This is a genomic window from Streptomyces sp. 63XJN7_1_ISO-PGPR-S23-121 (genome assembly GCF_056173025.1).
In genome coordinates, this window is record NZ_CM149653.1 from 7,258,769 (window position 1) to 7,284,582 (window position 25,814).

General features: G+C 73.5%; 22 protein-coding genes and 1 tRNA gene. 13 read left to right on the top strand and 10 right to left on the bottom strand.

Annotated features, from left to right (window positions below; translation table 11 throughout):
* Positions 1 to 124 precede the first annotated feature (124 nt).
* Positions 125 to 892, top strand: a complete 768-nt coding sequence (locus tag AC0VYN_RS32400; protein ID WP_475533849.1) for an ABC transporter ATP-binding protein — start codon at positions 125 to 127, stop codon at positions 890 to 892.
* Positions 886 to 3,342, top strand: a complete 2,457-nt coding sequence (locus AC0VYN_RS32405) for an FtsX-like permease family protein (protein WP_475533850.1) — start codon at positions 886 to 888, stop codon at positions 3,340 to 3,342. The genes AC0VYN_RS32400 and AC0VYN_RS32405 overlap by 7 nt, the downstream gene beginning before the upstream one ends.
* A gap of 76 nt (positions 3,343 to 3,418) precedes the next feature.
* Here the strand turns inward: AC0VYN_RS32405 and AC0VYN_RS32410 are convergent.
* The 7 genes from AC0VYN_RS32410 to galU form a co-directional block, all read right to left on the bottom strand.
* Positions 3,419 to 3,492 (bottom strand) — tRNA-Ala (locus AC0VYN_RS32410).
* 85 nt (positions 3,493 to 3,577) lie between these two features.
* A complete protein-coding gene (gene sepX, locus AC0VYN_RS32415; protein ID WP_475533851.1) occupies positions 3,578 to 4,795 on the bottom strand; it encodes a divisome protein SepX/GlpR in 1,218 nt (405 codons plus the stop codon).
* 168 nt (positions 4,796 to 4,963) lie between these two features.
* Positions 4,964 to 5,599, bottom strand: coding sequence for a GNAT family N-acetyltransferase (locus AC0VYN_RS32420; protein WP_475533852.1), 636 nt, complete (start codon positions 5,597 to 5,599; stop codon positions 4,964 to 4,966).
* 26 nt (positions 5,600 to 5,625) lie between these two features.
* Positions 5,626 to 6,165 carry a MogA/MoaB family molybdenum cofactor biosynthesis protein gene (locus AC0VYN_RS32425; RefSeq protein WP_475533853.1) on the bottom strand — a complete coding sequence of 180 codons (540 nt, stop codon included), beginning with the start codon at positions 6,163 to 6,165 and terminating at the stop codon, positions 5,626 to 5,628.
* Positions 6,162 to 6,674: a cyclic pyranopterin monophosphate synthase MoaC gene (gene moaC / locus AC0VYN_RS32430; RefSeq protein WP_475533854.1), complete on the bottom strand. Its 513-nt coding sequence runs from the start codon at positions 6,672 to 6,674 to the stop codon at positions 6,162 to 6,164. Before moaC ends, AC0VYN_RS32425 begins: the two co-directional genes overlap by 4 nt.
* 85 nt (positions 6,675 to 6,759) lie before the next feature.
* Positions 6,760 to 8,106 carry a molybdotransferase-like divisome protein Glp gene (gene glp, locus AC0VYN_RS32435; protein ID WP_475533855.1) on the bottom strand — a complete coding sequence of 449 codons (1,347 nt, stop codon included), beginning with the start codon at positions 8,104 to 8,106 and terminating at the stop codon, positions 6,760 to 6,762.
* A gap of 5 nt (positions 8,107 to 8,111) precedes the next feature.
* Positions 8,112 to 9,038 carry a UTP--glucose-1-phosphate uridylyltransferase GalU gene (galU, locus tag AC0VYN_RS32440; protein ID WP_475533856.1) on the bottom strand — a complete coding sequence of 309 codons (927 nt, stop codon included), beginning with the start codon at positions 9,036 to 9,038 and terminating at the stop codon, positions 8,112 to 8,114.
* Between the two features lie 92 nt (positions 9,039 to 9,130).
* Between galU and AC0VYN_RS32445 the strand changes: the two genes are divergently transcribed.
* Positions 9,131 to 9,745 (top strand): 5-formyltetrahydrofolate cyclo-ligase, encoded by a 615-nt coding sequence (locus tag AC0VYN_RS32445; RefSeq protein ID WP_475533857.1) that lies wholly within the window; start codon positions 9,131 to 9,133, stop codon positions 9,743 to 9,745.
* A gap of 78 nt (positions 9,746 to 9,823) precedes the next feature.
* Here AC0VYN_RS32445 and AC0VYN_RS32450 read toward each other — a convergent pair whose 3' ends face one another.
* Positions 9,824 to 12,589, bottom strand: coding sequence for a penicillin acylase family protein (locus AC0VYN_RS32450; RefSeq protein ID WP_475533858.1), 2,766 nt, complete (start codon positions 12,587 to 12,589; stop codon positions 9,824 to 9,826).
* Positions 12,590 to 12,811: 222 nt separating this feature from the next.
* Here AC0VYN_RS32450 and AC0VYN_RS32455 point away from each other — a divergent pair, with 222 nt between their 5' ends.
* From AC0VYN_RS32455 to mscL, 6 genes are all read left to right on the top strand, one after another.
* The gene (locus AC0VYN_RS32455; protein WP_475533859.1) at positions 12,812 to 14,458 is read left to right on the top strand and encodes a potassium/proton antiporter; all 1,647 of its coding nucleotides are present in this window, start codon (positions 12,812 to 12,814) and stop codon (positions 14,456 to 14,458) included.
* A 243-nt stretch (positions 14,459 to 14,701) separates the two neighbouring features.
* The gene (locus tag AC0VYN_RS32460) at positions 14,702 to 16,012 is read left to right on the top strand and encodes an MFS transporter (protein WP_385462159.1); all 1,311 of its coding nucleotides are present in this window, start codon (positions 14,702 to 14,704) and stop codon (positions 16,010 to 16,012) included.
* Between the two features lie 67 nt (positions 16,013 to 16,079).
* Positions 16,080 to 16,400, top strand: a complete 321-nt coding sequence (locus tag AC0VYN_RS32465; protein WP_475533860.1) for an FmdB family zinc ribbon protein — start codon at positions 16,080 to 16,082, stop codon at positions 16,398 to 16,400.
* Positions 16,401 to 16,489: 89 nt separating this feature from the next.
* Positions 16,490 to 17,332, top strand: a complete 843-nt coding sequence (locus tag AC0VYN_RS32470; RefSeq protein ID WP_475533861.1) for an S-methyl-5'-thioadenosine phosphorylase — start codon at positions 16,490 to 16,492, stop codon at positions 17,330 to 17,332.
* A gap of 134 nt (positions 17,333 to 17,466) precedes the next feature.
* On the top strand, positions 17,467 to 18,021 hold the full coding sequence (locus AC0VYN_RS32475; protein ID WP_475533862.1) for a hypothetical protein: 555 nt from the start codon (positions 17,467 to 17,469) through the stop codon (positions 18,019 to 18,021).
* 111 nt (positions 18,022 to 18,132) lie between these two features.
* Positions 18,133 to 18,603 carry a large conductance mechanosensitive channel protein MscL gene (gene mscL / locus AC0VYN_RS32480; protein ID WP_475533863.1) on the top strand — a complete coding sequence of 157 codons (471 nt, stop codon included), beginning with the start codon at positions 18,133 to 18,135 and terminating at the stop codon, positions 18,601 to 18,603.
* Positions 18,604 to 18,628: 25 nt separating this feature from the next.
* Here the strand turns inward: mscL and AC0VYN_RS32485 are convergent, their stop codons facing one another.
* Positions 18,629 to 18,805 carry a hypothetical protein gene (locus AC0VYN_RS32485; protein WP_475533864.1) on the bottom strand — a complete coding sequence of 59 codons (177 nt, stop codon included), beginning with the start codon at positions 18,803 to 18,805 and terminating at the stop codon, positions 18,629 to 18,631.
* A 65-nt stretch (positions 18,806 to 18,870) separates the two neighbouring features.
* Between AC0VYN_RS32485 and AC0VYN_RS32490 the strand changes: the two genes are divergently transcribed.
* From AC0VYN_RS32490 to AC0VYN_RS32505, 4 genes are all read left to right on the top strand, one after another.
* Complete coding sequence (locus AC0VYN_RS32490) at positions 18,871 to 20,103, top strand: low temperature requirement protein A (RefSeq protein WP_475533865.1); 1,233 nt, start codon at positions 18,871 to 18,873, stop codon at positions 20,101 to 20,103.
* Positions 20,104 to 20,150: 47 nt separating this feature from the next.
* Positions 20,151 to 21,191 carry a P1 family peptidase gene (locus AC0VYN_RS32495; RefSeq protein ID WP_475533866.1) on the top strand — a complete coding sequence of 347 codons (1,041 nt, stop codon included), beginning with the start codon at positions 20,151 to 20,153 and terminating at the stop codon, positions 21,189 to 21,191.
* 183 nt (positions 21,192 to 21,374) lie between these two features.
* The gene (locus AC0VYN_RS32500; RefSeq protein WP_475533867.1) at positions 21,375 to 22,604 is read left to right on the top strand and encodes a L,D-transpeptidase; all 1,230 of its coding nucleotides are present in this window, start codon (positions 21,375 to 21,377) and stop codon (positions 22,602 to 22,604) included.
* A 177-nt stretch (positions 22,605 to 22,781) separates the two neighbouring features.
* Complete coding sequence (locus AC0VYN_RS32505) at positions 22,782 to 23,528, top strand: DUF6227 family protein (RefSeq protein WP_475533868.1); 747 nt, start codon at positions 22,782 to 22,784, stop codon at positions 23,526 to 23,528.
* A 121-nt stretch (positions 23,529 to 23,649) separates the two neighbouring features.
* On the opposite strand, the gene AC0VYN_RS32510 is transcribed toward AC0VYN_RS32505, so the two are convergent.
* A complete protein-coding gene (locus AC0VYN_RS32510; RefSeq protein WP_475533869.1) occupies positions 23,650 to 25,743 on the bottom strand; it encodes a PTS fructose transporter subunit IIABC in 2,094 nt (697 codons plus the stop codon).
* Between the last annotated feature and the right edge of the window lie 71 nt (positions 25,744 to 25,814).

The following is a 25,814-nucleotide window of genomic DNA, read 5'->3' on the forward strand; positions in this document are numbered from 1 at the left end:
GACTACCCGGCGAGGTATGCCTGGCCCCACCCCAAGTCTCGCCCCTGCCGCACCGACCCGGAGGGTGCCGGCGCGGTTTCGTGGACCCCACGAGCACACCGGACGAGTGGGGGCGGCGAAGGACATGGGCATCACGAGTGCCAGGACCAGTGCGGTCGAACTGCGGGACGTGCGCAGGCGGTACGGCTCGGGCGGCGGCCGGGTGGCCGCCCTGGACGGGGTGACGCTCGCCTTCCCGGCCGGCAGCTTCACCGCCGTCATGGGCCCGTCCGGCTCGGGCAAGTCGACACTGCTGCAGTGCGCGGCGGGCCTCGACCGGCCCACCTCGGGCTCGGTACGGCTCGGGGAGACGGAGCTGACCGCGCTGAGCGAGCGGCGGCTGACGCTGCTGCGCCGGAAGCGGATCGGGTTCGTCTTCCAGGCGTTCAACCTGCTGCCGTCCCTGACGGCCGAGCAGAACGTCGCCCTGCCGCTGCGCCTGGCCGGGCGCCGCCCGCGCGGGTCCGAGGTGCGGGAGGTGCTGCGGCGGGTCGGACTCGGTGAGCGTGCCCGGCACCGCCCGTCCGAGCTGTCGGGCGGCCAGCAGCAGCGCGTGGCGCTGGCCCGGGCGCTGATCACGCGGCCCGAGGTGCTGTTCGGCGACGAGCCGACCGGCGCGCTCGACTCGCGGACGGCCCGCGAGGTGCTGGCGCTGCTGCGGGGGATGGTCGACGACGACGGCCGCACGGTGGTGATGGTGACCCACGACCCGCTGGCCGCGTCGTACGCGGACCGGGTCGTGTTCCTGGTCGACGGACGGGTGCACGGGGAGCTGGCGGCCGCCGCGCCCGGGGAGATCGCCGCGCGGATGGCCGTACTGGAGGCCGCGGAGCAGGAGGCCGTGCCGTGCTGACCGTCGCCCTGCGCACCCTGCGCGTCCGTTGGACCGCCTTCGCCGGCGGCTTCGTCGCCCTGGCCCTCGGGGTCGCCCTGCTCGCGGTGACCGGCTCGGCCCTGGCCTCCTCGCAGAACGCCCCCGAGCGCCCCCCGGAGCGGTTCGCGGCGGCGCCCGTGGTCGTGCGGGGGCACGACACGCTGCGCGTACCGACGGCGCACGGTGTCGGGACGCAGCCGCTGGCGCACCCCCGCCCGGTGCCGGCCGGCACGGTGGCGGCGCTGCACGCGCTGGGTCCGGTGACCGAGGACCGTGCCTTCCCCGTGCGGGTGGAGGGCGGGCCCGGCGCACTGGTGGGCCACCCGTGGTCGACGGCGGCCTTCGCCCCGTACGAGCTGAGCGGGGGGCGCGCGCCGGAGGCCGCCGGCGAGGTGGTGGTCACGGGCGGCTGGGCGGCCGTGGGCGAGCGGCTGCGCACCTCCCACGGGACCGTGCGCGTCGTCGGCACGACGGTGGACCTCGGTTTCGAGCGGGCCGTCTTCTGGACGGACGCCCGCGCGGCACGGCTGTCGCCGCCGAGTGCGCAGCTGGTGGTGGACGCGGACGCGGCGGACGTGCGGCGCGTGGTGGGGGACGACGCCCAGGTCCTGACCGGTACGGCGCGCCGGCTGGCGGACGCCCGGCCGGACCGGGACCGGGAGGCGGTGACGGCGCTGAACGCCCTGTTCGGGACGGCTGGCGGGGTGGCCGCCTTCGTGTCGGTGTTCGTGGTGGCGTCGACGTTCTCCTTCACGGTGGCGCAGCGGCGCCGGGAGTTCGGTCTGCTGCGCACGGCGGGTGCGACACCGGGCCAGGTGCGCCGGCTGGTGGCCGCCGAGGCGCTGCTGCTGGGGGTCCTCGCGTCGGCGACGGGCTGTGCGCTGGGCGCGTACGGGGCCCCGCGGGTGGCCGCGTGGGTGGTCGGGCGGGGTCTGGCGCCCGGCTGGTTCGCGATCGGCGACCATGTGTGGCCGTACCACCTGGCCTTCTGGACGGGTCTGCTGGTGGCCCTGTGCGGGGTGGTGGCGGCGTCCTGGCGAGCGGGGCGGACCGGGCCGGCCGAGGCGCTGCGCGAGGCGGCCGTGGACACCGGGACGCTGACCCGGGGCCGTCTGGTGTGCGGTGCGGCGCTGCTGCTGACGGCGGCCGTGACACTGGCCTGGGCGCTGTTGACCGACCCGGGGGACCTGCTGCACCGCAAGACCTACATCGTCCGGCCGATGCTGCTGATCACGGCGGTGGCGTTGCTGGCGCCGCTGTCGGTGCGCCCGCTGGTCCGGCTGCTGGCCTGGGGGCCGTCGCGGCTGCCGGGCGCGGGCGGGACGCTGGTGCGGGAGAACGCCGCCGCGGCCGTCCGGCGCACGGCGTCCGTCGCGGCGCCGGTGCTGGTGACGGTGGCGCTGACCGGGTCGCTGCTCGGGGCGACGGCCACGCTGGACGGGGCGCGGGCGGCCGAGGCCCGGGAGCGGACGCGGGCCGATCTGGTGGTGACGGCGGACGGCGGCCTCGACCGGGACGCGGTGCGGCGGCTGCGCGCGGTGCCCGGTACGGCGGCCGTCTCGGCGACCGCGCCGACCGCCGTGTACGTCGTGGAGGAGGGCGTGGCCCTGATCCGCTCCGAGGCCCGGGCGGCCGACCCGGGGGCGCTGGCGGCGACCGCGCGGATCCCGTTGACGGGCGGCCGGATCGGTGACCTGGACGACGACTCGATCGTCGTCAACGAGGAGTGGGAGCGGCACGCCGTGGGGCAGCGCGTGACGGTCCGGCTCGGCGACGGGACCCGGCGCTCGCTGCGGATCGCCGCGGTGATGCCGGTCGGCACCGGCGACAACGGGGCGTACGTCACCCCGGCGAACGCGCGGGGCGCGGTCGTCGACCGGGTGGAGGTGACGGTGGCGCGGGGCGCGGACCCGGGGGCCGTGGCGGCGGGGCTGCGGGAGGCGGTGGGGCAGCCGGGCGGGCAGGTGCTGACCGGGCGGGCGTGGCTGGAGGCGTCGGCACCCGGGGCGGACGGGACGGCCCGCACGGGGCTGCTGCTGGTGCTGGGGATCGCCCTGCTGTACGCGGTGATCTCGCTGGCGGCCACCCTGGTCATGGCGACCTCCGACCGGCTGCGCGAGCTGGGCACCCTCCGGCTGGCGGGTGCCACCCGGGGGCAGGTGCTGCGGCTGGTGGCGGCGGAGTCGGTGGCGGTGGTGGCGGTCGGCACCGTGCTGGGTGTGGTGGTGGCTGCCCTGAACCTGGGCGGGATGCGGGGCGCGCTGGCCCTGTCGTCGGCCCCGTCCGCCCCGCTCGCGCTGCCCTGGCCGGCGCTGGGCGCGGTGGCGGGTGCGTGCGCGGTGGCCGCCGTGCTCGCGGCGACGGTTCCGGCGGCGGTGGCGCTGCGGCGCGGCACGGGTGAGGGGCTGTCAGTCCGCGCGGCGGGCTGAGACCCGGGGGCGGTCGCGGGGGTGCCGGAACACGATGAAGCCCCTGTCAGTGATCTGACAGGGGCTTCATGCTGCGTGGACCTGAGGGGATTTGAACCCCTGGCCCCCTCGATGCGAACGAGGTGCGCTACCGGACTGCGCCACAGGCCCTTGCAACGAGTGAAACTTTAGCACCCCGATCGGCCTGCTCAAAAATCCCTTCCCGGAGGCCGGGCGGGGGCGCGGTCCGGGTGCGCTACTCGTTGGCCGCGCGGGGTCGGTCGCCGTCCTCGTACTGGTCGAACAGCGGGGTACGGCCCCGCCCCCGGGCGCGGCGGGCGGACGCGCCGCGACGGACGCCGCCGCGGCCGGTGCCCTCGGGCCGGTCCTCGGCGCGGTCGGCCGGGGGGTCCGGTGCGGGCCGTTCCGCCGCGTCCCTCCGGTCCGTCCGGTCCGGGGCGACGGCGCTGGAGCGGGCCGAGCTCCACGCGTCCGGCGCCGCGAGGTCCACGTCGGGGGTGGCGCGGGGAGCGACCGGCGCGGTGACGTAGGTGGGCAGGGGGACCGGCACGGGGTCCCAGCTGTCGCCCTGGCCGGGCCGGCGCTGCCGTTCGCGCTGCTGGTCGACCCACTCGGCGTGGTCGGTCTGCTCCACCAGCGCCCGGCGGTCCGCGGCGAGCGCGGAGAGTCCGGGGTCGGGTGCGGCGCCGGACGTCTCGTCCGGCTCCTCGGCGTCGGAGTCGCCGGTGAGGTCGGCGGGGGCGTGCCGGCGCGGCCGGCGGTCGCGCAGCCGCTGGGCGGCGACCTCGGCCTGGCGGCGGTCCATGTGGAAGGCGAACCGGCGGCGTTCCTGGGTGCGCAGGTGGACGATGTAGGCGCTCAGCAGTATCGCGGGTACGCCGGGCGCCCACAGGAAGGCCAGTCCGCCGACCGCGGCGACGACCGAGCCGAGGGTGAAGGCCAGGAAGAGCATCACGGTGGTGCGCCGGCGGCGGGCGAGCACCTTGGTGCGCCGGGCGCGGGCCGCCGCCGGTGAGCCCGGGGCGGGCCGGGCGGCGGGCACCCGCCTGCGGGCCGGTGCGGCGCCGGACTCGGAGGCCCGCGCGGATCCGGCGCGGTCGGTGCGCGGGTCCGTGTCGCCGCGGTCCGGCGCGGGCCGCTCCGCGGCGTCCTGCGGGACGGGCCGGGTGTGCCGGCGGGTCTGGGACACGGCGAAGGCCCGGACGTCCACCGAGTCGGTGACGGCGTCCGGGGCGTCGGCGTCGGGCTCCGCCTCGTCGGCGGAGCGCGACCGGAGGTCCTTGGCGTACCGGCGCTCCATGCCCGCCCGGCCGGAAAGCAGCCGGATGGCGGTGCTGAAGCGTTCCGTCGGACGTGCCTCGTTCAGCTCGTCCTGCCTACGGAGCCACATCGGCACCAAGTAGGCGGCCCAGGCCCCGACGATGACTGCGTAGATGAGGCCGCTGCTGCTCACGCCTCACACGGTAGAGGGGTTTGCGCGGGGCCATCCGCCAATTGGGCCGGTGTGTCGCACGATCCGGCTGATATTTCGAACTTTTTTTGCGACCGATGCGACCAGCCGACTGTCAGGGACGCGAAATACCCGCTACCGCGTGGTCGCGACCCGATCAATTTCGAACATTTATTCAATTCCGGTGCCGGGCCGGGCTGGATTCCCCGAGGTGTTCCGCGCGCTCCGGTCCCGTGACCGGTGCCAGCGCCGCAGCAGCCCCTCCGGGACCTCCTCGGCGGTGAGGGCGAACACGAGATGGTCGCGCCAGCCGCCGTCGATGTGGAGATAACGCGGCCTGAGCCCCTCCTCGCGGAATCCGAGTTTCTCCACCACCCGGCGGCTGGGCCCGTTCTCCGGGCGAATACAGACCTCGACGCGGTGCAGGCCGACCGTGCGGAAACAGTGGTCCACGACCATCGCGACGGCCGTGGGCATCACCCCGCGCCCGGCCACCGCCGCGTCCACCCAGTAGCCGACGTGGCCGGAGCACATGGACCCCCAGGTGATCCCGGCCACCGTCAGCTGTCCGGCCAGCCGCCCCTGGTACTCGATGACGAAGGGGAGCATCCGGCCCGCGTTCGCCTCGGCCCTCAGGTGGCGGACCATCTGGCGGTACGTCGGCCGCTGCGCGAGCGGCCCGCCGGGCGCGGGCGGCGGAATGGTCGCCTCCCAGGGGCGCAGCCAGTCGCGGTTGCGCCGGTTGACCTCGCGCCACGCCCGCTGGTCGCGCAGCTTTATGGGCCTCAGGACGATGTCGCCGTCCACCAGCTCGACGGGCCAGGATGGGCTGTTCAGCTCGCACCCCCGTCTCCGGACGCCGTGGGGTGGTCACCGCCGCGCAGCTGGTCCACGGCGTGCTTCAGCAGCGGCTCCAGGACCGCGAGGCCGTCCTTCACGCCGCCGGTGGAGCCCGGCAGGTTGACGATCAGCGTCCCGCCCGCCACCCCGGCCAGGCCGCGGGAGAGCGCCGCGGTGGGCACCTTGTCGCGTCCGTACGCCCGGACGGCCTCCGCGATGCCCGGGACCTCGCGGTCGATCACCGCCCGGGTCGCCTCGGGGGTGCGGTCGGTGGGCGAGATGCCGGTGCCGCCGGTGGTGACGATCACGTCGTAGCCCGCGGCGACGCCCTCGCGCAGGGCGGCCTCGACGGGGTCTCCGTCGGGGCGGACCCGGGGACCGTCGACGGCGAAGCCGAGGCGGCCGAGGCCCTCGGCGATCAGGGGGCCGCCCCGGTCCTCGTAGACGCCGGCGGCGGCCCGGTTGGAGGCGGTGACGACCAGGGCGCTGTAGGGCGCGGACAGGGCGCCGCCCACCGGCGCGTCCGGTGTCACGACCGGCTCCAGTCGCCCGACTTGCCGCCCGTCTTCTCCTCCACGCGCACGTCCGTGATGACCGCTCCCTTGTCGACCGCCTTGACCATGTCGATCACGGTGAGCGCGGCGACGGAGACCGCAGTGAGCGCCTCCATCTCGACACCCGTGCGATCCGTCGTCCGCACCGTGGCGGTGATCTCCACGGCGTCGTCCGCGACCGACAGGTCCAGTTTCACACCGGAGAGCGCCAGGGGGTGACACAGCGGGATCAGATCCGGGGTGCGCTTGGCGCCCATGATGCCCGCGATCCGGGCGGTGGCCAGGGCGTCGCCCTTGGGGACGCCCTCGCCGCGCAGCAGCTCGACCACGCGGGGCGCGACCAGGACGCGTCCGCTGGCGCGCGCGGTGCGCGCGGTCACGTCCTTGGCGGACACGTCGACCATGCGGGCGGCGCCCGCCTCGTCGATGTGCGTCAGCCGGCCCTGCGTGTCCTGGCCGTCCTGCGGGGGTCGGTCCTGCGTGCTCATGCTGTGTGGCGCTCCCGGTCCCGGCCCGGCGCGGTGCGGCGCGTGGGCCTGCTGTGCGCGACACGGTACCGCCAACCGGGCGGGGTCAGCGGAGCAGGACCACCTCGACCTCGGTGCCGGGCTCGACCGATTCGACGTCCTCGGGGACGACGATCAGCGCGTCGGCCTGCGCGAGGGCCGCCACCAGGTGGGACCCGGCGCCGCCGACCGGGGTGACCGACCCGTCGGCGCAGGTGCCGCGCAGGAACTGCCGGCGGCCCCTGGGCGAGCTCAGCGCCTTGTCGGCGGTGAGGGTCGCGGTGACGGTCGGGCGGTGGACGTCGGTGAGCCCCATGAGGGTGCGGATGGCGGGGCGGACGAACAGCTCGAAGGAGACGTACGACGACACCGGGTTGCCGGGCAGGGCGAGCAGCGGGGTGTGGTCGGGGCCGATGGAGCCGAAGCCCTGGGGCTTGCCGGGCTGCATGGCGAGCTTGCGGAACTCCACGCCGCTGCCCGGCTCGTCCTCGTCGGCGACGTGCGCCAGCGCCTCCTTGACCACGTCGTACGCCCCGACGCTGACCCCGCCGGTGGTGACCATCAGGTCGGCGCGGACGAGCTGGTCCTCGATGGTGTTGCGCAGCGTCTCGGCGTCGTCGTCGACCGCGCCCACGCGGTAGGCGATGGCGCCGGCGTCGCGGGCGGCGGCGGTGAGGGCGAAGCTGTTGGAGTCGTAGATCTGGCCGTGGGCCAGTTCCTCGTCGGGCTGGACGAGTTCGCTGCCGGTGGACAGCACCACCACGCGCGGGCGGGGGTGCACCCGGACCCTGCCGCGCCCGATCGCGGCGAGCAGGGCGATCTGCGGCGGCCCGAGGACCGTGCCGGCCTCCAGGGCGCGGTCGCCGGACTTCACGTCGCTGCCCGCGGCGCGCACGTGGGCGCGCGCCCCGGCCGGCCGGTACACCCGGACCTGCCCCTCGGCTCCCTCGGGGGCGAGGCTGCGGGCGCGCATCCCGGTGACCGGGCCCTCGCCGAGGCCGCCGTCCGTCCACTCGACGGGGACGACGGTCTCGGCGCCGGGCGGCAGCGGGGCGCCGGTCATGATGCGGGCGGCCTGGCCGGGGCCCACGGACGGCGGGTCGGCCTGGCCGGCGGCCACGTCGCCGACGACCTCCAGGGCGGCGGGGAACTCCTCGCTCGCGCCGGCCACGTCGGCGACCCGCACCGCGTACCCGTCCATGGAGCTGTTGTCGAACGGCGGCAGCGAGACCGGCACCGTGATGTCGTCGACCAGGACGCATCCCTGGGCGTCGAGCAGGTTCAACTCGATCGGTTCCAGGGGGCGGACGGTGGCGAGGATGTCGTCCAGGTGGTCCTGCACCGACCACAGCCGGTCCGGACCGAAGTCCCCGGCGGCGTCGTGGCCGGTGTCACGGGGCGCGGCGCTGCTCAACGTCGTTACATCTCCTCGGCTACGTAACTGCGGAGCCAGGACCGGAAGTCGGGGCCCAGGTCCTCACGTTCGCACGCCAGTCTGACAATGGCACGCAGATAGTCGCCGCGGTCGCCGGTGTCGTAGCGGCGGCCCTTGAAGACGACGCCGTGCACGGGGCCGCCGGCCTTCCCCGCGGCGGTGGCCGCTGTCGTGTGCGTCTCGGCGAGCTGCTGGAGGGCGTCGGTGAGCTGGATCTCGCCGCCGCGGCCGGGCTCGGTCTTGCGCAGTATGTCGAAGATGTGCGGGTCGAGGACGTAACGGCCGATGATGGCGTAGTTGGAGGGGGCGTCGGCCGGGTCGGGCTTCTCGACCAGTCCGCTCACCTTGACGACGTCGCCGTCCTCGGTGGCCTCGACGGCGGCGCAGCCGTAGAGGTGGATCTGCTCGGGCGCGACCTCCATGAGGGCGATGACGCTGCCGCCGTGCCGCTCCTGCACGTCGATCATGCGCTGCAGCAGCGGGTCGCGCGGGTCGATCAGGTCGTCGCCGAGCAGGACCGCGAAGGGCTCGTCCCCGACGTGCGGGGCGGCGCACAGCACCGCGTGGCCGAGGCCCTTGGGGTCGCCCTGGCGGACGTAGTGGATCATGGCGAGGTCGCTGGACTCCTGGACCTTGGCCAGCCGGCCGGCGTCGCCCTTCTTCTGGAGGGCGGACTCCAGCTCGTAGTTGCGGTCGAAGTGGTCCTCCAGCGGGCGCTTGTTGCGGCCCGTGACCATGAGGACGTCGCCGAGACCCGCGGAGACGGCCTCTTCGACCACGTACTGGATCGCCGGCTTGTCGACGACCGGCAGCATCTCCTTGGGAGTGGCTTTGGTGGCCGGCAGGAACCGGGTACCAAGTCCGGCTGCGGGGATGACAGCCTTGCTGATCCTGGGGTGGGACTGAGTCATGCCCGCCACCATATCCGGTGACTTTGGGAGGGTCCGCAACTCGGGATCACCCTTGCTCACATGAGCACACGAGTACGGTACAGGAGTCACCTTTGACGTTCAGCGGACGTTGCGACGAGTCCGGCAAGCGGGCCCTGCGGCGGGAGTTCCTCGGGGCGAGGGCCGCTCTGACGGCGGACGACGTGCGGAGCGCGGCCGACGCGCTGGCCGGCCGGGCGCTGGCGCTGCCCGAGGTCGCGGAGGCGGGCGTCGTGGCGGCGTACGTCTCCGTCGGCACCGAGCCGGGCACCCTCGCGCTGCTGGACGCGCTGCGCGCGCGGGGCACGCGCGTGCTGCTGCCGGTGCTCCTGCCCGACAACGACCTCGACTGGGGCGTCTACGCCGGGGAGGACTCCCTCGCGCGCGTGCGGCACGGCGGGCGGATGGCCCTGTACGAACCCGCCGGCGAGCGTCTCGGCCCGGACGCGGTGACCGCGGCCGGCGTCGTGCTGCTGCCGGGCCTGGCGGTCGACGCGCGCGGCATGCGGCTGGGCCGCGGCGGCGGGTCCTACGACCGGGTCCTCGCCCGGCTGGAGCGGGCGGGCGCGCGGCCCGCGCTGCTGGTCCTGCTGTACGACCGGGAGGTCGTCGCGCACGTCCCCGAGGAGCCGCACGACCGGCCGGTGGACGCGGTGGTGACGCCGTCGGGGGTGCGCAGGTTCCGCTGAGACCGCTCCCGACGACGGAAACGGCCCCCACGCACGCGTGGGGGCCGTTCCTCGTTCCGGTCGTTCCGGTGCGCCGCGCTACGGCTTGAGCACCAGGGTGTCGCTCGTGCTGCCCTCGACCGCCTTCGCGGAGAAGGACCACGGCAGCAGCTCACCCGCGGCCCACTTGTCCGTCTGGTCGGTGTAGTGGGCGCTGTAGGCGTGTCCGGAGGCGCCGGTGAGGTTGATCCACCGGGACTTGTCGAGGTCGCCGAGGTTGACCACCATCCGCATGGACGGCACCCACACCACCCCGTAGCCGCCGGCCGCGTTCCAGCCGGTGGCGTTGACCGCCGCCTCGCCGCCGCTGAGCTTCCACGGGCCGCGGTTCAGGACGTACTTCACGAAGCCGGGGCCCTCGGTGCCGAGGGTCTGGTTCTTCAGGAACAGGCGGTGCAGCCGGCCCCAGTTCCAGCTGTCGATGTCCTTGCCGAGCTTGGCGGTGAGCTCCCAGCGGGCGTCGACCATGGCGCGCTTGAACAGGTCGTCGCGGTTGTGGTCGGCGCCCTTGCGGGTGCCGTTCGCCGGGGTCGTCCACCAGTCGCTCTTCGGCTTCTCCATCAGGGTGCGCACGACCTCGAACCAGCGGTCGCCGCCGTCCGGCTGCGCCTGGCCGGCGTCGCGCTGACCGCACTCGTAGACCTTGCTGATCTCGTCCGCGGGTCCGGTGCTGTTGACCGGGTCGACCCACAGGCACTGGCCCTCGACCCGCAGCTCCTTGGGCAGCTTGTTGCCGAAGGCGAGCTTGAGGACGTTGCGCCACACCGCGTTGAAGTAGGCGGCGGCGGCCGAGTCGGCGTCCTGGGTGTAGTCCCAGCCCTCGAGCAGCTTCTGGGCCTCGCGCACGTCCTTGTCGGCGATGTCGATCTTCAGCAGCTGGGGCACGAGCAGTTTGGCCATCTCGCTGCTGTTGTCCAGCTGCATCTGCCGCATGTCGTCCGTGGAGATCTTGCCGCCGTCCTTGATCTTCTGCTCGATCAGGGCGGTGATCCGCTGACTGCGGGTGCCGTAGCCCCAGTCCGTGGTCAGGGTGTACGGGTACTTGTCCTCGTCGATCACGGCCTGGTTGGCGGTGACGATGTAACCGCGGTCGGGCTCGTACTCGTAGGGCAGTTCGTCCGGCTTTATGTACTTGCCGGTCCAGTGGTACCCGGAGTCCCAGCCCGGCGCCGGCACGGAGCCGTCGTGGCCCTTGGCGCGGATCGGGATCCGGCCCGGCAGCGTGTAGCCGATGTGGCCCTCGGTGTCGGCGTAGACCAGGTTCTGGGACGGCACGTCGAACAGGGCCGCGGCCTCGCGGAAGGTGTCCCAGTCCTTGGCGCGGTCGATCGCGAAGACGGCGTCCATCGTGGTGCCCGCCTCCAGCGCCGTCCAGCGCAGGGAGACGCCGTAGCCGTCGGCGCGGTCGGGCGCCGCGGTGTTCACGGTGGCCTTCTTGCCGACCTTGACGAGTTCGTCGTCGCGGTCGGACAGGAGGGGGCCGTTGTTCGTCTCGCGGACGACGATCTTCTTCGGCTCGCCGCCGGCGACCTTGATGGTCTCCTCGCGGGTCGTGAAGGGCACGACCTTGCCGTCGTACTGGTAGCCCTCGCCGGTGATCTTCTCCAGGTACAGGTCGGTCACGTCGGCGCCGGAGTTGGTCAGGCCCCAGGCGACGTCCTGGTTGTGGCCGATGACGACGCCGGGCATGCCCGCGAAGGTGTAGCCGGTGACGTCGTACTGGCACTTGGCCGAGACGGTGCGGCAGTGCAGGCCCATCTGGTACCAGACGGAGGGCAGCGAGGGCGACAGGTGCGGGTCGTTGGCCAGCAGCGGCTTGCCGGTGATGGTGTGCTCGCCGGAGACGACCCAGGAGTTGGAGCCGATGCCGTTGCCGTTGACGCCGACGGCGGTGGGCAGGTCGTCCAGGACGTTCTGCAGACTCGCGAGTTGACTCTCCAGCGCGCTGCCGCTGCCGGTGCCTGTGCCCGTACCGGTCCCGGTGCCCGTGCCGGTGCCGTCCGAGGAGTCGGCCCCGCCGCCCTCGAACGTCTCGGTGAGCTCGTCGTACTGGCCCTCCTGGACGATGGCCTTGTTCCGGCTGTACGGGTACGCCGGGTACAGGTCGGCGATCTGCTTGGGGCCGAGACGGCTGGTCATCAGGGCGCGGTCGACCTCGTCCTGCATGTTGCCGCGCAGATCCCAGGCCATCGCCTTCAGCCACGCGACGGAGTCGACCGGGGTCCAGGCCTGCGGCGCGTAGTCGTTGGTGAAGCCGAGGGCCGCGTACTCCAGCGAGATGTCCGCGCCGTCCTTGCCCTCCAGGTAGGCGTTGACTCCCTTGGAGTACGCCTCGAGGTACTTCTTCGTGGAGGCCGACAGCTTCTCGTCGTACTCCTTCTTCGCCACCCGGTCCCAGCCCAGGGTGCGCAGGAACTCGTCGTTGTCGACCTGGCCCTTGCCGAACATCTCCGACAGGCGCCCGGACGTCATGTGACGGCGCACGTCCATCTCGTAGAACCGGTCCTGCGCCTGGACGTAGCCCTGCGCCATGAACAGGTCCTCCTCCGAGGAGGCGTAGACCTGCGGGATCCCGTAGCCGTCGCGCTTGACGTCGACCGGACCGGACAGGCCCTTCAGCGTGAGGGAGCCCTTGGTCTGCGGGAAGGAGGCGCGGACGGTGCTGATGGACCAGTACGCCCCGTAGGCGAGGCCGCCGATGATGGCCAGCACCAGCACGAGGACGAGAAGGCGTGCTTTGCGCCCCTTCTTCCTGCCGGACTTGCCGGGCTGCTGACCCGAAGAGGCGGTGTTGGTGGGGGGCATCGCTGTCCTTGCTGTCCTAACACGAGCGGCAGGGGCGGGCTGTGCTGCGTACTGAGCGCTGGAGCAACTGTAGGCGCAGGGCCCGCTCCCCCTTGACGCGGAGTCGGGTACGGGCGGGCACGGGCGTTCGATCTTGCCAAGCCGAGCGTCAAGAAAGCGTCAAGAGTTAGGTAAGGTAACGAAGTAGTTGGCCGCGGACTCCCGCGGCTTCGTGTGCCATGTATGTGCGCTCGCGCGCGCTGTGTCCGCACACCGACCCGCGCCTCGTGGCGTGCGCACCGGCGACCGCGCACCCGCGCGCGGGCCCTCGGTGCACCGCGACGCGCGTGGGTGCCCGTGCGCCAGGGAAGGGAACGGCCGCTGACTGTCCACCACCTCAACCAGCTCCTGCTCGTCTGCTCGCTCGTCCTGCTCATCGCCGTCGCGGCGGTCCGCATCTCCTCGCGCAGCGGGCTCCCCAGCCTGCTCGTCTATCTGGCCATCGGCGTCGCCATGGGCCAGGACGGCATCGGCCACATCCAGTTCGACAGCGCCGAACTGGTGCAGGTCATCGGGTACGCGGCCCTGGTCGTGATCCTGGCCGAGGGCGGTCTGGGCACGAAGTGGAAGGAGATCAGGCCGATCCTGCCGTCCGCCTCCGCGCTGGCGCTGGTCGGCGTCGCGGTGAGCGTCGGCGTGACCGCCGCGGGCGCGCACTACCTGACCGGGCTGGAGTGGCGGCAGGCGCTGATCGTCGGGGCGGTGGTGTCCTCCACGGACGCGGCGGCGGTCTTCTCGGTGCTGCGCAGGATCCCGCTGCCCGCGCGCATAACGGGCACGCTGGAGGCGGAGTCGGGCTTCAACGACGCCCCGGTGGTCATCCTCGTCGTCGCCTTCTCCGCGGCCGGACCGATCGAGCACTGGTACCTGCTGCTCGGCGAGATCGCCCTGGAGCTGGCCATCGGCGCGGCCATCGGACTCGCGGTGGGCTGGCTGGGCTCGTGGGGACTGCGGCACGTGGCACTGCCCGCCTCCGGCCTCTACCCCATCGCCGTCATGGCCATCGCCGTCACCGCCTACGCGGCCGGTGCCATGGCGCACGGCAGCGGCTTCCTCGCCGTGTACCTGGCCTCGATGGTGATGGGCAACTCGCGGCTGCCGCACTGGCCCGCCACCCGCGGCTTCGCGGACGGGCTCGGCTGGCTCGCCCAGATCGGCATGTTCGTGCTGCTCGGCCTGCTGGTCACCCCGCACGAACTCGGCGACGACATCGTCCCCGCCCTGGTCATCGGGCTGGTGCTGACGATGGTGGCGCGTCCGCTGAGCGTCGTGCTGTGCCAGCTGCCCTTCCGGGTGCCCTGGCAGGAGCAGGCCCTGATGTCCTGGGCCGGGCTGCGCGGCGCCGTGCCCATCATCCTCGCGACGATCCCCATGGTGGAGGGCGTCGCGGGCAGCCACCGGATCTTCAACATCGTCTTCGTCCTGGTCGTCGTCTACACCCTGATCCAGGGCCCGACCCTGCCCTGGCTGGCCCGCAAGCTGCACCTGGGCAAGGGGGACGAGGCCGCCGACCTCGGCATCGAGTCGGCACCCCTGGAGCGGCTGCGCGGACACCTGCTGTCCGTCACCATCCCCGAGGGCTCCCGGATGCACGGTGTCGAGATCAGCGAACTGCGGCTGCCCGCCGGGTCCGCCGTCACGCTGGTCGTGCGGGACGGCACGTCGTTCGTGCCGCTGCCGACGACCGGACTGCGGCGCGGCGACGAGCTCCTCGTGGTCGCCACCGACCCCGTCCGGGACGCGGCCGAGGCCCGGCTGCGCGCGGTCGGACACGGCGGCAAGCTCGCCGGCTGGCTCGGCACCGCGGGCACCGGTACGAAGGGCGGGTGAGCGGGGTCGGGGTGCTCGCTTTCACAGGTGGCGACCTGGTCGTCCCCTGTACGATGAAGGCGGCACCTGATCGAACCAACTCTGCCTGAAGCAGAGCTGGCGCGACCGTATGGCGGCCGGAACGTCCCGCGAGCCGGGCTCCGGTATCTACCGCAGTCCGCGCAAGAGGACAGCTCTCGGCGCTCCCGCACGGCGACAGCCACGAGGCGGACCGGCGCTACCAGGCGGCAGAAAGGCACGGCCGTGGCATCCACGGTCACCCCGTCGAAGAAGTCGCCGGAGGGGACGCCGCACACCGCGTCCTCCCGCCCCGGATACGGACCGCTGCTGCGCACCCGCGGCGCCTGGACGTTCCTGCTTCCCGGCTTCGCGGCCCGCCAGCCGTTCGCCATGCTGACGATCTCCATCGTGCTGCTGGTGCAGCACACCACCGGCTCGTACGGCGTCGCGGGCGCCGCCGCGGCCGTCACCGGCGTCTCCATGGCCCTGTTCGCCCCCTACAGCGGCCGGCTCGCCGACCGTCTCGGCCAGCGCGCCGTTCTGCTGCCCGGCGTGCTCGTGCACGCCCTGTCCGGCCTGACCCTGACCGTCCTCGCCCTCTCGGACGCCCCGTTGTGGGCGCTGTTCGCGGCGGCCGTGCCCACCGGTGCCTCGGTGCCGCAGATCGGGCCGATGGTGCGCGCCCGCTGGGGCGTGAAGCTGGGGGGCTCCCCGCTGATGAGCACGGCCGCGGCCTTCGAGTCGGTCACGGACGAGCTGACCTTCGTCCTCGGCCCGCTGCTGGCGACCGCCCTGTGCACGGCCGTGGACCCGGCCGCCGGCCTGGTCACCGAGGCCGCGCTGACGCTGGTGGGCGGTCTGCTGTTCGCCGCGCAGAAGAGCACCCAGCCGCGGGTCGGCGGTGGCGACGGCGGCCACGCGCGCGTGGCGCACGTCCCGGCGCTGCGGGTGCCCGGTGTGCGGGTGCTGGCCGTGATCTTCCTGGGCATCGGTTCCGTGTTCGGCGGCATGCAGGTCTCACTGGCCGCGTTCACCGAGTCGATCGGCGAGCCCGGCATGAACGGCGTCCTGTACGGCGTCTTCGCCGCGGGCAACATGCTCTCCGGCCTGGTCTGCGGCGCCGTCGCCTGGAAGGTGGCCCCGCAGCGGCGCCTCCTCGTCGGCTACACCGCCCTCGCCCTGACCGCCTCGGGTCTGTGGGCCGCGCACTCGGTGCCCGTGCTGGCGGGCCTCGGCCTGCTGGTCGGCATGTGCATCGCGCCCGCCCTGGTCACCGGGTACACGCTGGTCGAGGACCTGGTCCCGGCGGGCGCCCGCACCGAGGCCTTCACCTGGCTGACCGGCGCCGTGGCGCTGGGCCAGGCGGCGGCCGTCACGATCGCCGGGCAGTTGGAGGACCGGTTCCGGGACGGCGCCGGATTCCTGGTCCCGATGGGCGGCACGGTGCTCGCGCTGGCGGTGCTGGTGGCCCTGCGCTCCCGGCTGGCGACACCGTCCCGCGACCGGACGGTCGCACGTGGCGTGGGTCACCGCACGCCCGCCACAGTGGACTGAGCCCCAGGAATACGTCACTATGGACCGTCGTTAGCACTCATCGAGTGAGAGTGCCAGGAGGAAGACAGTGCCGACGTACCAGTACCAGTGCACCGAGTGCGGCGAGGGCCTCGAGGCGGTGCAGAAGTTCACCGACGACGCCCTGACCGAGTGCCCGAACTGCAAGGGACGCCTGAAGAAGGTCTTCTCCGCGGTCGGCATCGTCTTCAAGGGCTCCGGCTTCTACCGCAACGACAGCCGCGGCAGCTCGTCCAGCAGCTCGCCGGCGTCGTCGGCGGCGTCGTCGAAGCCCGCCTCGACGTCCTCGTCCTCCTCGGACTCGGGTTCGTCGGCCGGCACGGGCTCGTCGAACTCCGGCAGCTCCTCCTCGAGCACCACCGCCGCGTAGCACGTTCCACCGGGCACCCTGTCGTCGTGCGACGACAGGGTCTTCGGCGTTCCCGCGTCCCCCGAACGGGGGGCGGTTAGGGTGCGGGCATGGCGAACATGGTGAATGCCGAGATCGGCGTGATCGGCGGCTCCGGTTTCTACTCGTTCCTCGACGACGTGACCGAGATAGAGGTGGAGACCCCGTACGGGCCGCCCAGCGACTCCCTCTTCCTCGGCGAGATCGCCGGCCGGCGGGTCGCGTTCCTCCCCCGGCACGGGCGCGGCCACCATCTGCCGCCGCACCGGATCAACTACCGGGCCAACCTGTGGGCGCTGCGCTCCGTCGGCGTGCGCCAGGTCCTCGGCCCGTGCGCGGTGGGCGGGCTGCGCCCCGAGTACGGGCCGGGCACGCTGCTGGTGCCGGACCAGTTCGTCGACCGGACGCTGTCCCGCGCGTCGACGTACTTCGACGGGCTGCCGCTGGCCGACGGCACGGTGCCCAACGTGGTGCACGTGTCGCTGGCCGACCCGTACTGCCCCGCCGGGCGGGCGGCCGCGCTCAAGGCGGCGCGGGGGCGGGACTGGGAACCGGTGGACGGCGGCACCCTGGTCGTGGTCGAGGGGCCGCGCTTCGGGACCCGTGCGGAGTCGTCCTGGCACCGGGCGCAGGGCTGGTCGGTGGTCGGCATGACCGGCCATCCGGAGGCCGCGCTCGCCCGTGAGCTGGAGCTCTGCTACACCTCGATGAACCTGGTCACCGACCTGGACGCCGGGGCCGAGAGCGGTGAGGGCGTCTCGCACGAGGAGGTGCTGCGGGTGTTCTCCGCCAATGTGGACCGGCTGCGGAGCGTGCTGTTCGACGCGGTGGCGGCGCTGCCGGCGGCCGGGGAGCGGGACTGCCGGTGCGGGCATGCGCTGGGCGGGATGGACCCGGGCTTCACGCTGCCGTAGGGCGTGCGGAACGCCCCGATCGGGTGACGGAGTTCTCCACAAGCGGCCGGTGGTCCACGGGCCCCGGCGGGAATCGGCGGGACGGCTCATCGTGGTGTCCGCCAGCCGATCCCTCGTCACAGGTGGTGCCTGCCGTGTCCCGTTCCGCCGTTCCCTTCCCGCAGCCGCTCGGCGCCGACGCCCCGCCCACCTGCGAGGTGCCGCACTTCGCTCCCGTGCGGGTGCGCGGCGGACGCCATCAGCTGCACCGGCTCGTCCGGGACCGGCGGCGTGCCGTGGCCGCCGGTCTCGCGGTCACCGCGGCGGCGCTGGTGGCGGCGGGCCCGCATCCGGGCTCCGGGGCACAGGACGGCGGCCGGGCGCGGGGGCATCCGGTGTCCGACCGGGCGCGCGAGCGGGCGGCCGGCCCGGTGGCGGCGCCCGTGCGGATCGCCGACGCCGCGACGGTGCGGCTGCTGGCGCCGGGGGACCATGTCGACGTCGTCGCGTCCGGGGAGGGCGCGGACGGCGGTGCGTCCGTGATCGCGCGGCGGGCGCGGGTGGTGGAGGTGCCGGAACCCGCCGCCGGGGTGGCGGGGGACGGGGTGCCGGACGCCGGGGCGCTCGTCGTGCTGTCGGTGCCGGCCGCCACCGCGCACCGGCTGGTCGGCGCGGGGGCCCGGGCGCGCCTGGCGGTGACGCTGTGCTGACCCTGCCGGGCCCCTCCACCGAAGGGCCGGACTGGACAGCACCGCCGGGCGTCGGCGTAGGTTGCGGAGCGGTTTGTTCCACAACCTGTTCATGTGAGGAGTGCCCCCGAGGTGAGCGCGAAGAAGGATCCGAGCGTCTGGCAGGGCTTCAAGGCCTTCCTGATGCGCGGGAACGTCGTCGACCTGGCGGTCGCGGTGGTCATCGGTGCCGCCTTCACCAACATCGTCAACTCGTTGGTGAAGGGCATCATCAATCCGCTGGTCGGTGCGTTCGGCACGCAGAACCTCGACAGCTACAGCTCCTGTCTCAAGGGCCCGTGCACCGGGACGGGCGACAGCGCGACCGGCGTCCGGATCCTGTGGGGTTCGGTGCTCGGCGCCACCCTGACCTTCCTGATCACGGCGGCCGTCGTCTACTTCATGATGGTCCTGCCCATGTCGAAGTACCTGGCCCGCGTGGAGGCCCGCCGCAAGGCGCGGGAGAACACGCAGGAGGTCGTCGAGGTGTCCGAGCTGGAGGTGCTCAAGGAGATCCGCGACGCGCTGATCGCGCAGCGGGGCCCGGACCACGACCGCGCCTAGGCCGGCGGGCGGCTGCCCGCGGGGGTCACAGGTGGTGGGGCGGCTTCTCGTCGAGGAAGCGCTTCAGGTCGGCCGCGCTGTCGGCGTCGGGCCGCTCGCCCCACCCCCGGTCGGTGTCGTCCGAGGACTGCTGGTCGAGCGGGTCGTCGAAGACCAGCGCGGGCTTCGACGCGCGCGGCTCGGGTTCGGGGGCGGTGCTCATGGAATCCAGGGTACGACCCGCCCCCGCGCACGCTCTCGCGTCCCGTCTCTGGTGTGCTGTGACCCATGATGTCCAGTCCCGTTCCCCCGCCCGAGTCCTCCGCCCCGGCCGCCGGTCACCGGCCGCTGCGCAGGCTCACGGCCCGGCCCCGTCACGAGTCCCACCGCGTCGCCTCGTCGCTGGAGCTCTTCTTCGACCTGTGCTTCGTCGTGGCCGTCGCCCAGGCGGGCGTGCAGCTGGTGCACGCCGTCGCCGAGGGGCATGCGGGCGAGGGGGTCCTGTACTACGCGATGGTCTTCTTCGCCATCTGGTGGGCGTGGATGAACTTCACGTGGTTCGCCTCGGCGTACGACAACGACGACGTGCTCTACCGGATCGTCACCCTGGTGCAGATCGCCGGTGTCCTGGTCCTCGCCGCCGGGATCTCCCGGGCCTTCGAGGACCACGACTTCACGGTCATCGTGCTGGGCTACGTGATCATGCGGCTCGCCATGTCGGCGCAGTGGTTGCGGGCCGCGCGCGGTGCCGGACCGGCGGAACGCGCGATGACCCTGAGATACGCCCGTGGCGTGCTGCTCTGCCAGATCGGCTGGGTGGGGCTGCTGTTCGTGCCGGCCGCCGGGCGGGCGTGGCTGTTCCTGGTGATGGCGCTGCTGGAGATGTGCGTGCCGACGCTCGCGGAGAAGGACCACCAGTCGTCCTGGCACGCGCACCACATCTCCGAGCGGTACGGGCTGTTCACGATCATCGTGCTCGGCGAGACCATCGCCGCCGCCACGGTCGCGGTGAAGTCGGGCATCGACGAGAACGACGCCTTGGGCGAACTGCTGCCGATCGCGGTGGGCGGGCTGCTGATCGTCTTCGCCGCCTGGTGGATCTACTTCGTGGTGCCCATCCACGGCCACCTGCGCACGAGCAGGCAGGCGTTCGTGTGGGGCTACGGCCACTACCTGGTCTTCGCCTCGGCGGCGGCGATCGGCGCGGGGCTTGAGGTGGCGGTGGAGCAGGCCGTCGGCCAGGCGCACATCTCGACGCTCGCGGCGTCCGCCGCGGTGACCCTGCCGACGGCGACGTTCCTGCTCACGGTCTGGGTGCTGCACGCGCGCCACTTCAAGGTGGGCGTCGCGCAGCAACTGGTCCTGCCGGCCGCCGCGCTGCTGGTGGTCGGCTGCACGTTCCTCGGGGAGGCGGCCGTGCTGGTGGCGGGCATCGTCCTGGCGCTGGCGGTCGCGACGGGGGTGGTCCTGACGGCCCGCGCGGGCGTGCCGGACCGGGGGACGACGACACCGGCCGCCTGAGCGCGCGCCGCCGCTCGGGGTGCCGGGGACCGGCCGACACTGGGGGCATGACAGTTGACGCATTGACGGACGTCGCCGGGGTCAGGGTCGGGCACGCGACGCGGGCCGGTGACGGGTGGCTCACCGGCACGACGGTGGTGCTCGCGCCGGAGGGCGGGGCGGTCGCCGCCGTGTCCGTGCGCGGCGGCGGCCCCGGCACCAAGGAGACCGACGCGCTCGATCCGCGCAATCTGGTGCAGAGGGTCGAGGCGGTCGTGCTGACCGGCGGCAGCGCCTACGGGCTCGACGCGGCGTCCGGGGTGATGGCCTGGCTGGAGGAGCGCGGGCGCGGGGTGCGGGTCGGGCCCGACCCGGCGCACGTCGTGCCGGTGGTGCCCGCCGCCTGCGTCTTCGACCTGGGGCGGGGCGGCGACTTCCGGGCCAGGCCGGACGCGGCGACCGGTCGGGCGGCCGTCGAGGCGGCGCACGCGAGCGCACCGGGTGCGCGGGTGGCCGAGGGAGGGGTCGGGGCCGGCACGGGAGCCGTGGTGGGGCTCCTGAAGGGCGGGGTCGGCACCGCGAGCACCGTGCTGGAGTCGGGCGTCACGGTGGCCGCGCTGGTGGTGGCCAACGCGGCGGGGGCGGCGGTGGATCCGGAGACGGGGGTGCTGTACGGGGAGTTGTTCGGGGGACGGCGCGTGGCGTATCCGGCGGCGGACGTGCACGAGGCCGCGCGGCGGCGCCTCGCCGAGGTGGCGGCGTGCAACGTCCCGCCTCCGCTCAACACGACGCTCGCCGTGGTCGCCACCGACGCCGGGCTGTCCAAGGCGCAGGCGCAGAAGCTGGCCGGCACGGCGCACGACGGCATCGCACGTGCCGTGCGTCCGGTGCACCTGCTCAACGACGGGGACACGGTGTTCGCCCTGGCGACCGGTGAGCGCCCGCTCGACGCGACGCTGCCGCTCGCTCTGAACGAGGTACTCGCGGCGGGCGCGGACATGGTCACCCGGGCGATCGTGCGCGCGGTGCGCGCCGCCGGGCCGGTGGACGGGCCGGGCGGATCCTGGCCCTCGTACGGCGCGTTGTACGGGGGCCCCTCGGACGCGTAGACGCGCGGGGCGTCGTGGCGGAGCGGGGGTCCGGCGGGGTCAAGTGCACGGCGTCGAGGGGCGATTGTCGCGGTTCTGTCACTGATCGCCTTTTCCGGCGGCCGGCGGGAACCCCGCCCGGCGCCGGGCCGCTCTTCAGGGCTGAAGCGGAAACGCACATCACCCGAAAACATGGAGCAGCCCGTGACAACGCAGGACATATCAGCGCGTCGTGCACTGGTGGCCTGCGCCGCCCTCGTGGTCGGCGCCCTGACCCTCACCGCCTGCGGCGGCAGCGCCAGCGCCGACGACAAGAGCGGCAAAGACGGCAAGGGCGGCACGGGCTCGGTGAAGACCTCGGTGGCGAAGGTCGTGATCTCCGCGAAGGACGGTTCGACCGGCGCGTCGATCAACGCGACCGGCGTGAAGGTCAGCGACGGCCGGCTGACCGAGGTCAGGATGACGGTGGCGGGGACGGGGACGGCCGTACCGGGCTCGGTGTCCGCCGACGGCGCGAGCTGGAAGCCGAAGGAACAGCTGGAGCGCGGCACCAAGTACCGGATCAGCGCGACGGCGAAGGACGCGGACGGCCTGCCGTCCTCGGCCGACTCGACCTTCACCACCGTCTCCTCGGACAACAGCTTCATCGGCACGTACACCCCCGACGGGGGCGCCACGGTGGGTGTCGGCATGCCGGTGTCGTTCACGTTCGACAAGGAGATCGGCGACAAGAAGGCCGTGCAGTCGCACATCACGGTCACCTCCAGCAGCGGGCAGGAGGTGGTCGGGCACTGGTTCGGCGCGCAGCGGCTCGACTTCCGGCCCGACGACTACTGGAAGGCCGGCTCCAAGGTCACGATGAAGATCGACCTGGACGGGGTGGAGGGCGCGAACGGCGTCTTCGGCGTGCAGAAGAAGACCGTCACCTTCACCGTGGGCCGCTCGCAGGTCTCCACGGTGGACGTGAACACGCAGACCATGACGGTCGTGCGCGACGGCGAGACGGTCAAGTCGATTCCGATCTCGGCGGGCAGCGCCGAGAACCCGACGTACAACGGGCAGATGGTGATCTCCGAGAAGTCCCTCCAGACGCACATGGACGGCTCGACGGTCGGCTTCGGCGGCGAGTACGACATCCCGGACGTGCCGCACGCGATGCGGCTGAGCAGCAGCGGCACGTTCATCCACGGCAACTACTGGTACGTGCGGGGCAATCCGCCCTTCGGCAACCAGGGCACCAGCCACGGCTGCGTGGGACTGCGCGACGTGCGGGGCGGCCAGGGCGACACGCCGAGCAAGTGGTTCTACGACCACTCGCTCATCGGTGACGTCGTCGTGGTCAAGAACTCCCCGGACGACACGATCGCGCCCGACAACGGCCTCAACGGCTGGAACATGGGCTGGAGCGAGTGGGTCGCCGGCAGCGCCGCCTGACCGGCCCACCGGCTCGCTGAGCAGCGGGTTCTGACGGATCGCCGGGTCGCGCGGGAACATCTCGCGCGGCCCGGGCGTTTTTCGTGCGTACGTTTTCCCGGTTCCCAAACATGATGTCCGACCGAGGGGCTACGGTATGCACCCACCAGGTGACATGCAGCAACGCCGGGAGAAACCTTGAGCGTTCCGTACGAGACGGCAGCGTACGAACCAGCCGAGTCGCCCGAGTCTCCGGAGGAGCACCTCATGCGACTGCTCGGCCGCGCCCTGAACTCGTTCGAGCTGCCCGACGAGACGATAGGGCGGCTGGACTGCGCCCTGGCGCACGACGGTTCGCTGCACTCCGCGCACCACAGCGCCGGACTGCACCGCGAGACCTACAGGCACACGTGGCTGCTCGCCGACGGCTCGGCCCTCACCCTCTGGGAGCTCGTCCACAACACCGCCCCGGGCGGCGAGGCGCAGCACGAGGTGTACGTCGACGAGGAGGAGCTGCGCGCCGCCACCGCGAGGCTGGCGCTGCCGCCGGACACACCCGACTTCGAACTGCCGGTGCCGGTGCAGCTGTCGCCGATCCCCACCCCGCGGCACGTCTACGTCCAGGGCGGCTCCGCGGACCACGCGCGCCGGCTGCTGCGCCGGGCGGAGAACGCGGACCGGCCCGGCGCGGACACCGCCGCCCTGCTGGCCACGGCGTCCGCGCACCAGATCACGCAGGCCTTCGGCGCCCCCGGCCGCACGGGCCGCGCCGCGATCGGCTTCTCGCTCTACGAGCACGCCTTCCTCCTGCGGGACGGCGTCGAGATCTCCCTGTGGGAGGTCGAGCACACGGCCACGCCCGACGGGCGGCACATGTGCGAGGTGTACGTGAGCGAGGAGGCGGCCCGCCGGGCCATGGAGCGGCGGGCGGCGCAGCCCTCCTGAACCGCCGTCACGGACCGGCCGTGGAACGGCGCGATGCGCCGGGCCGGATCCTTCTCGGACCCGGCCCGGCGCATCGCACGGTGCCACGGGGCGCCGCCCCGGGCCGCCGTCGGCCGCCGTCTCACGCCGCCACCGGCTGCTCCGTCCCGGCCGTGGAGGCCGACGGGCCCGCGTCGGCGCTTCCCGGTGCCGCGGCCGCGGGCGTCTGCCCGCGCAGGCCCTTGAGGACGACGACCAGGGCGGTGGTGACGCAGACGCCGGCCGCGACGGCGACCAGGTAGAGCAGCGGGTTGCCGATCAGCGGGACCACGAAGATGCCGCCGTGCGGAGCCCGCAGCGTCGCACCGAAGGCCATCGACAGGGCGCCGGTGAGCGCGCCGCCCGCCATCGAGGCGGGGATGACCCGCAGCGGGTCGGCCGCGGCGAACGGGATCGCGCCCTCGGAGATGAAGGAGGCGCCCAGCACCCAGGCGGCCTTGCCGTTCTCGCGTTCGGCGGCGTTGAAGAGCCGGCCGCGCACGGTCGTGGCCAGGGCCATGGCCAGCGGCGGGACCATGCCGGCCGCCATGACCGCCGCCATGATCCTCATCGCCGAGTCGCTGGGGTCGGCGACCGCGATGCCGGCCGTGGCGAAGGCGTAGGCGACCTTGTTGACCGGGCCGCCGAGGTCGAAGCACATCATCAGGCCGAGCAGCGCGCCGAGCAGGACGGCGTTGGTGCCGGAGAGTCCGCTCAGCCAGTCGGTCATCGCCTTCTGCGCGGACGCGATGGGCTTGCCGATCACCACGAACATCAGGAAGCCGACGACCGCCGAGGAGATCAGCGGGATCACCACCACCGGCATGATGCCGCGCAGCGCCGCCGGGATCGGCACCCGCTGGATCGCCATTACCACGGCACCGGAGATCAGACCGGCCGCCAGACCGCCGAGGAAGCCCGCGTTGATGGTCAGCGCGATCGAGCCGCCGACGAAGCCGGGGACGAGGCCCGGCCGGTCGGCCATGCCGTAGGCGATGTACCCGGCCAGGACCGGGACGAGGAAGCCGAACGCCACGCCGCCGATCTGGAACAGCAGCGCCGCCCAGCTGTCGGCCTGCGTCCACACGAAGTGGTCCATCACCGACGGCGCCTTGTTGATCTCGTAGCCGCCGATGGCGAAGCCCAGGGCGATGAGCAGACCGCCCGCCGCGACGAAGGGCACCATGTAACTGACGCCGGACATCAGCCACGTGCGCAGCTTGGTGCCGTAGCCCTCGCCGGGTTCGCCGCCGCGTTCGACGGGCGTCGCACCCGGCGCCGCGGAGGTGACCTCGCCGCGGGCCGCCTTGCCGCGGACCTCGGTGATCAGCTCGCCGGGGCGGTTGATGGCAGCCTTGACGCCGGTGTCGACGGTCGCCTTGCCGGCGAAGCGGTCCTTGTCCCGCACGGGCACGTCGTGGGCGAGGATCACGCCGTCCGCCGCCTCGATCACCGCCGGGTCGAGCCGGGTGAAGCCGGCCGAGCCCTGGGTCTCGACGACGAGGTCCACGCCCGCCTCGCGGCCCGCGTTCTCCAGCGACTCGGCCGCCATGTAGGTGTGCGCGATGCCGGTGGGGCAGGAGGTGACGGCGACGATGCGGAAGGGCCGCTCGGCCTCCGCCGCCGCCTCGCCACCGCCCGCTGTACCGTCCGCGGTGCCGTCCCCGGTGGTGTCCGCGGCGCTGCCCGTGGCGGTCCCGGCGGAGGCCGCCGCCGGGACCGCCACGGAGTCCTCGTCGCCGTCGGGGGCGGCCGGTTCCTCCCCGCGGATCAGCGCCGCGGCGGCCGGGGCGTCGCCCACCGAGCGGAGCGCGGCCGTGAACTCGGCGTTCATCAGCTGCCGGGCCAGCGAGGAGAGGATCGTCAGGTGGGCGTCGTCGGCGCCCGCCGGAGCGGCGATCAGGAAGACCAGGTCGGCGGGGCCGTCCGCCGCGCCGAAGTCGATGCCGAGCGCGCTCCGGCCGAAGGCGAGGGTCGGCTCGGTGACGTGCGCGCTGCGGCAGTGCGGGATGCCGATGCCGCCGTCCAGGCCGGTCGGCATCTGCGCCTCGCGGGCTGCCACGTCGGCGAGGAAGCCCTCCAGGTCGGTCACCCGGCCCTGGGCCACCATCCGTTCGGCGAGGGCGCGGGCCGCCGCTTCCTTGGTGTCTGCGGACAGGTCGAGGTCGACCAGGTCCGCGGTGATCATGTCGGTCATCGCGGGCTCCTTAGCTCGCGTATCGCCCGGTACGCGGGGTGACGGGCGAGGGCGGGGACGGGGGTGCTGCG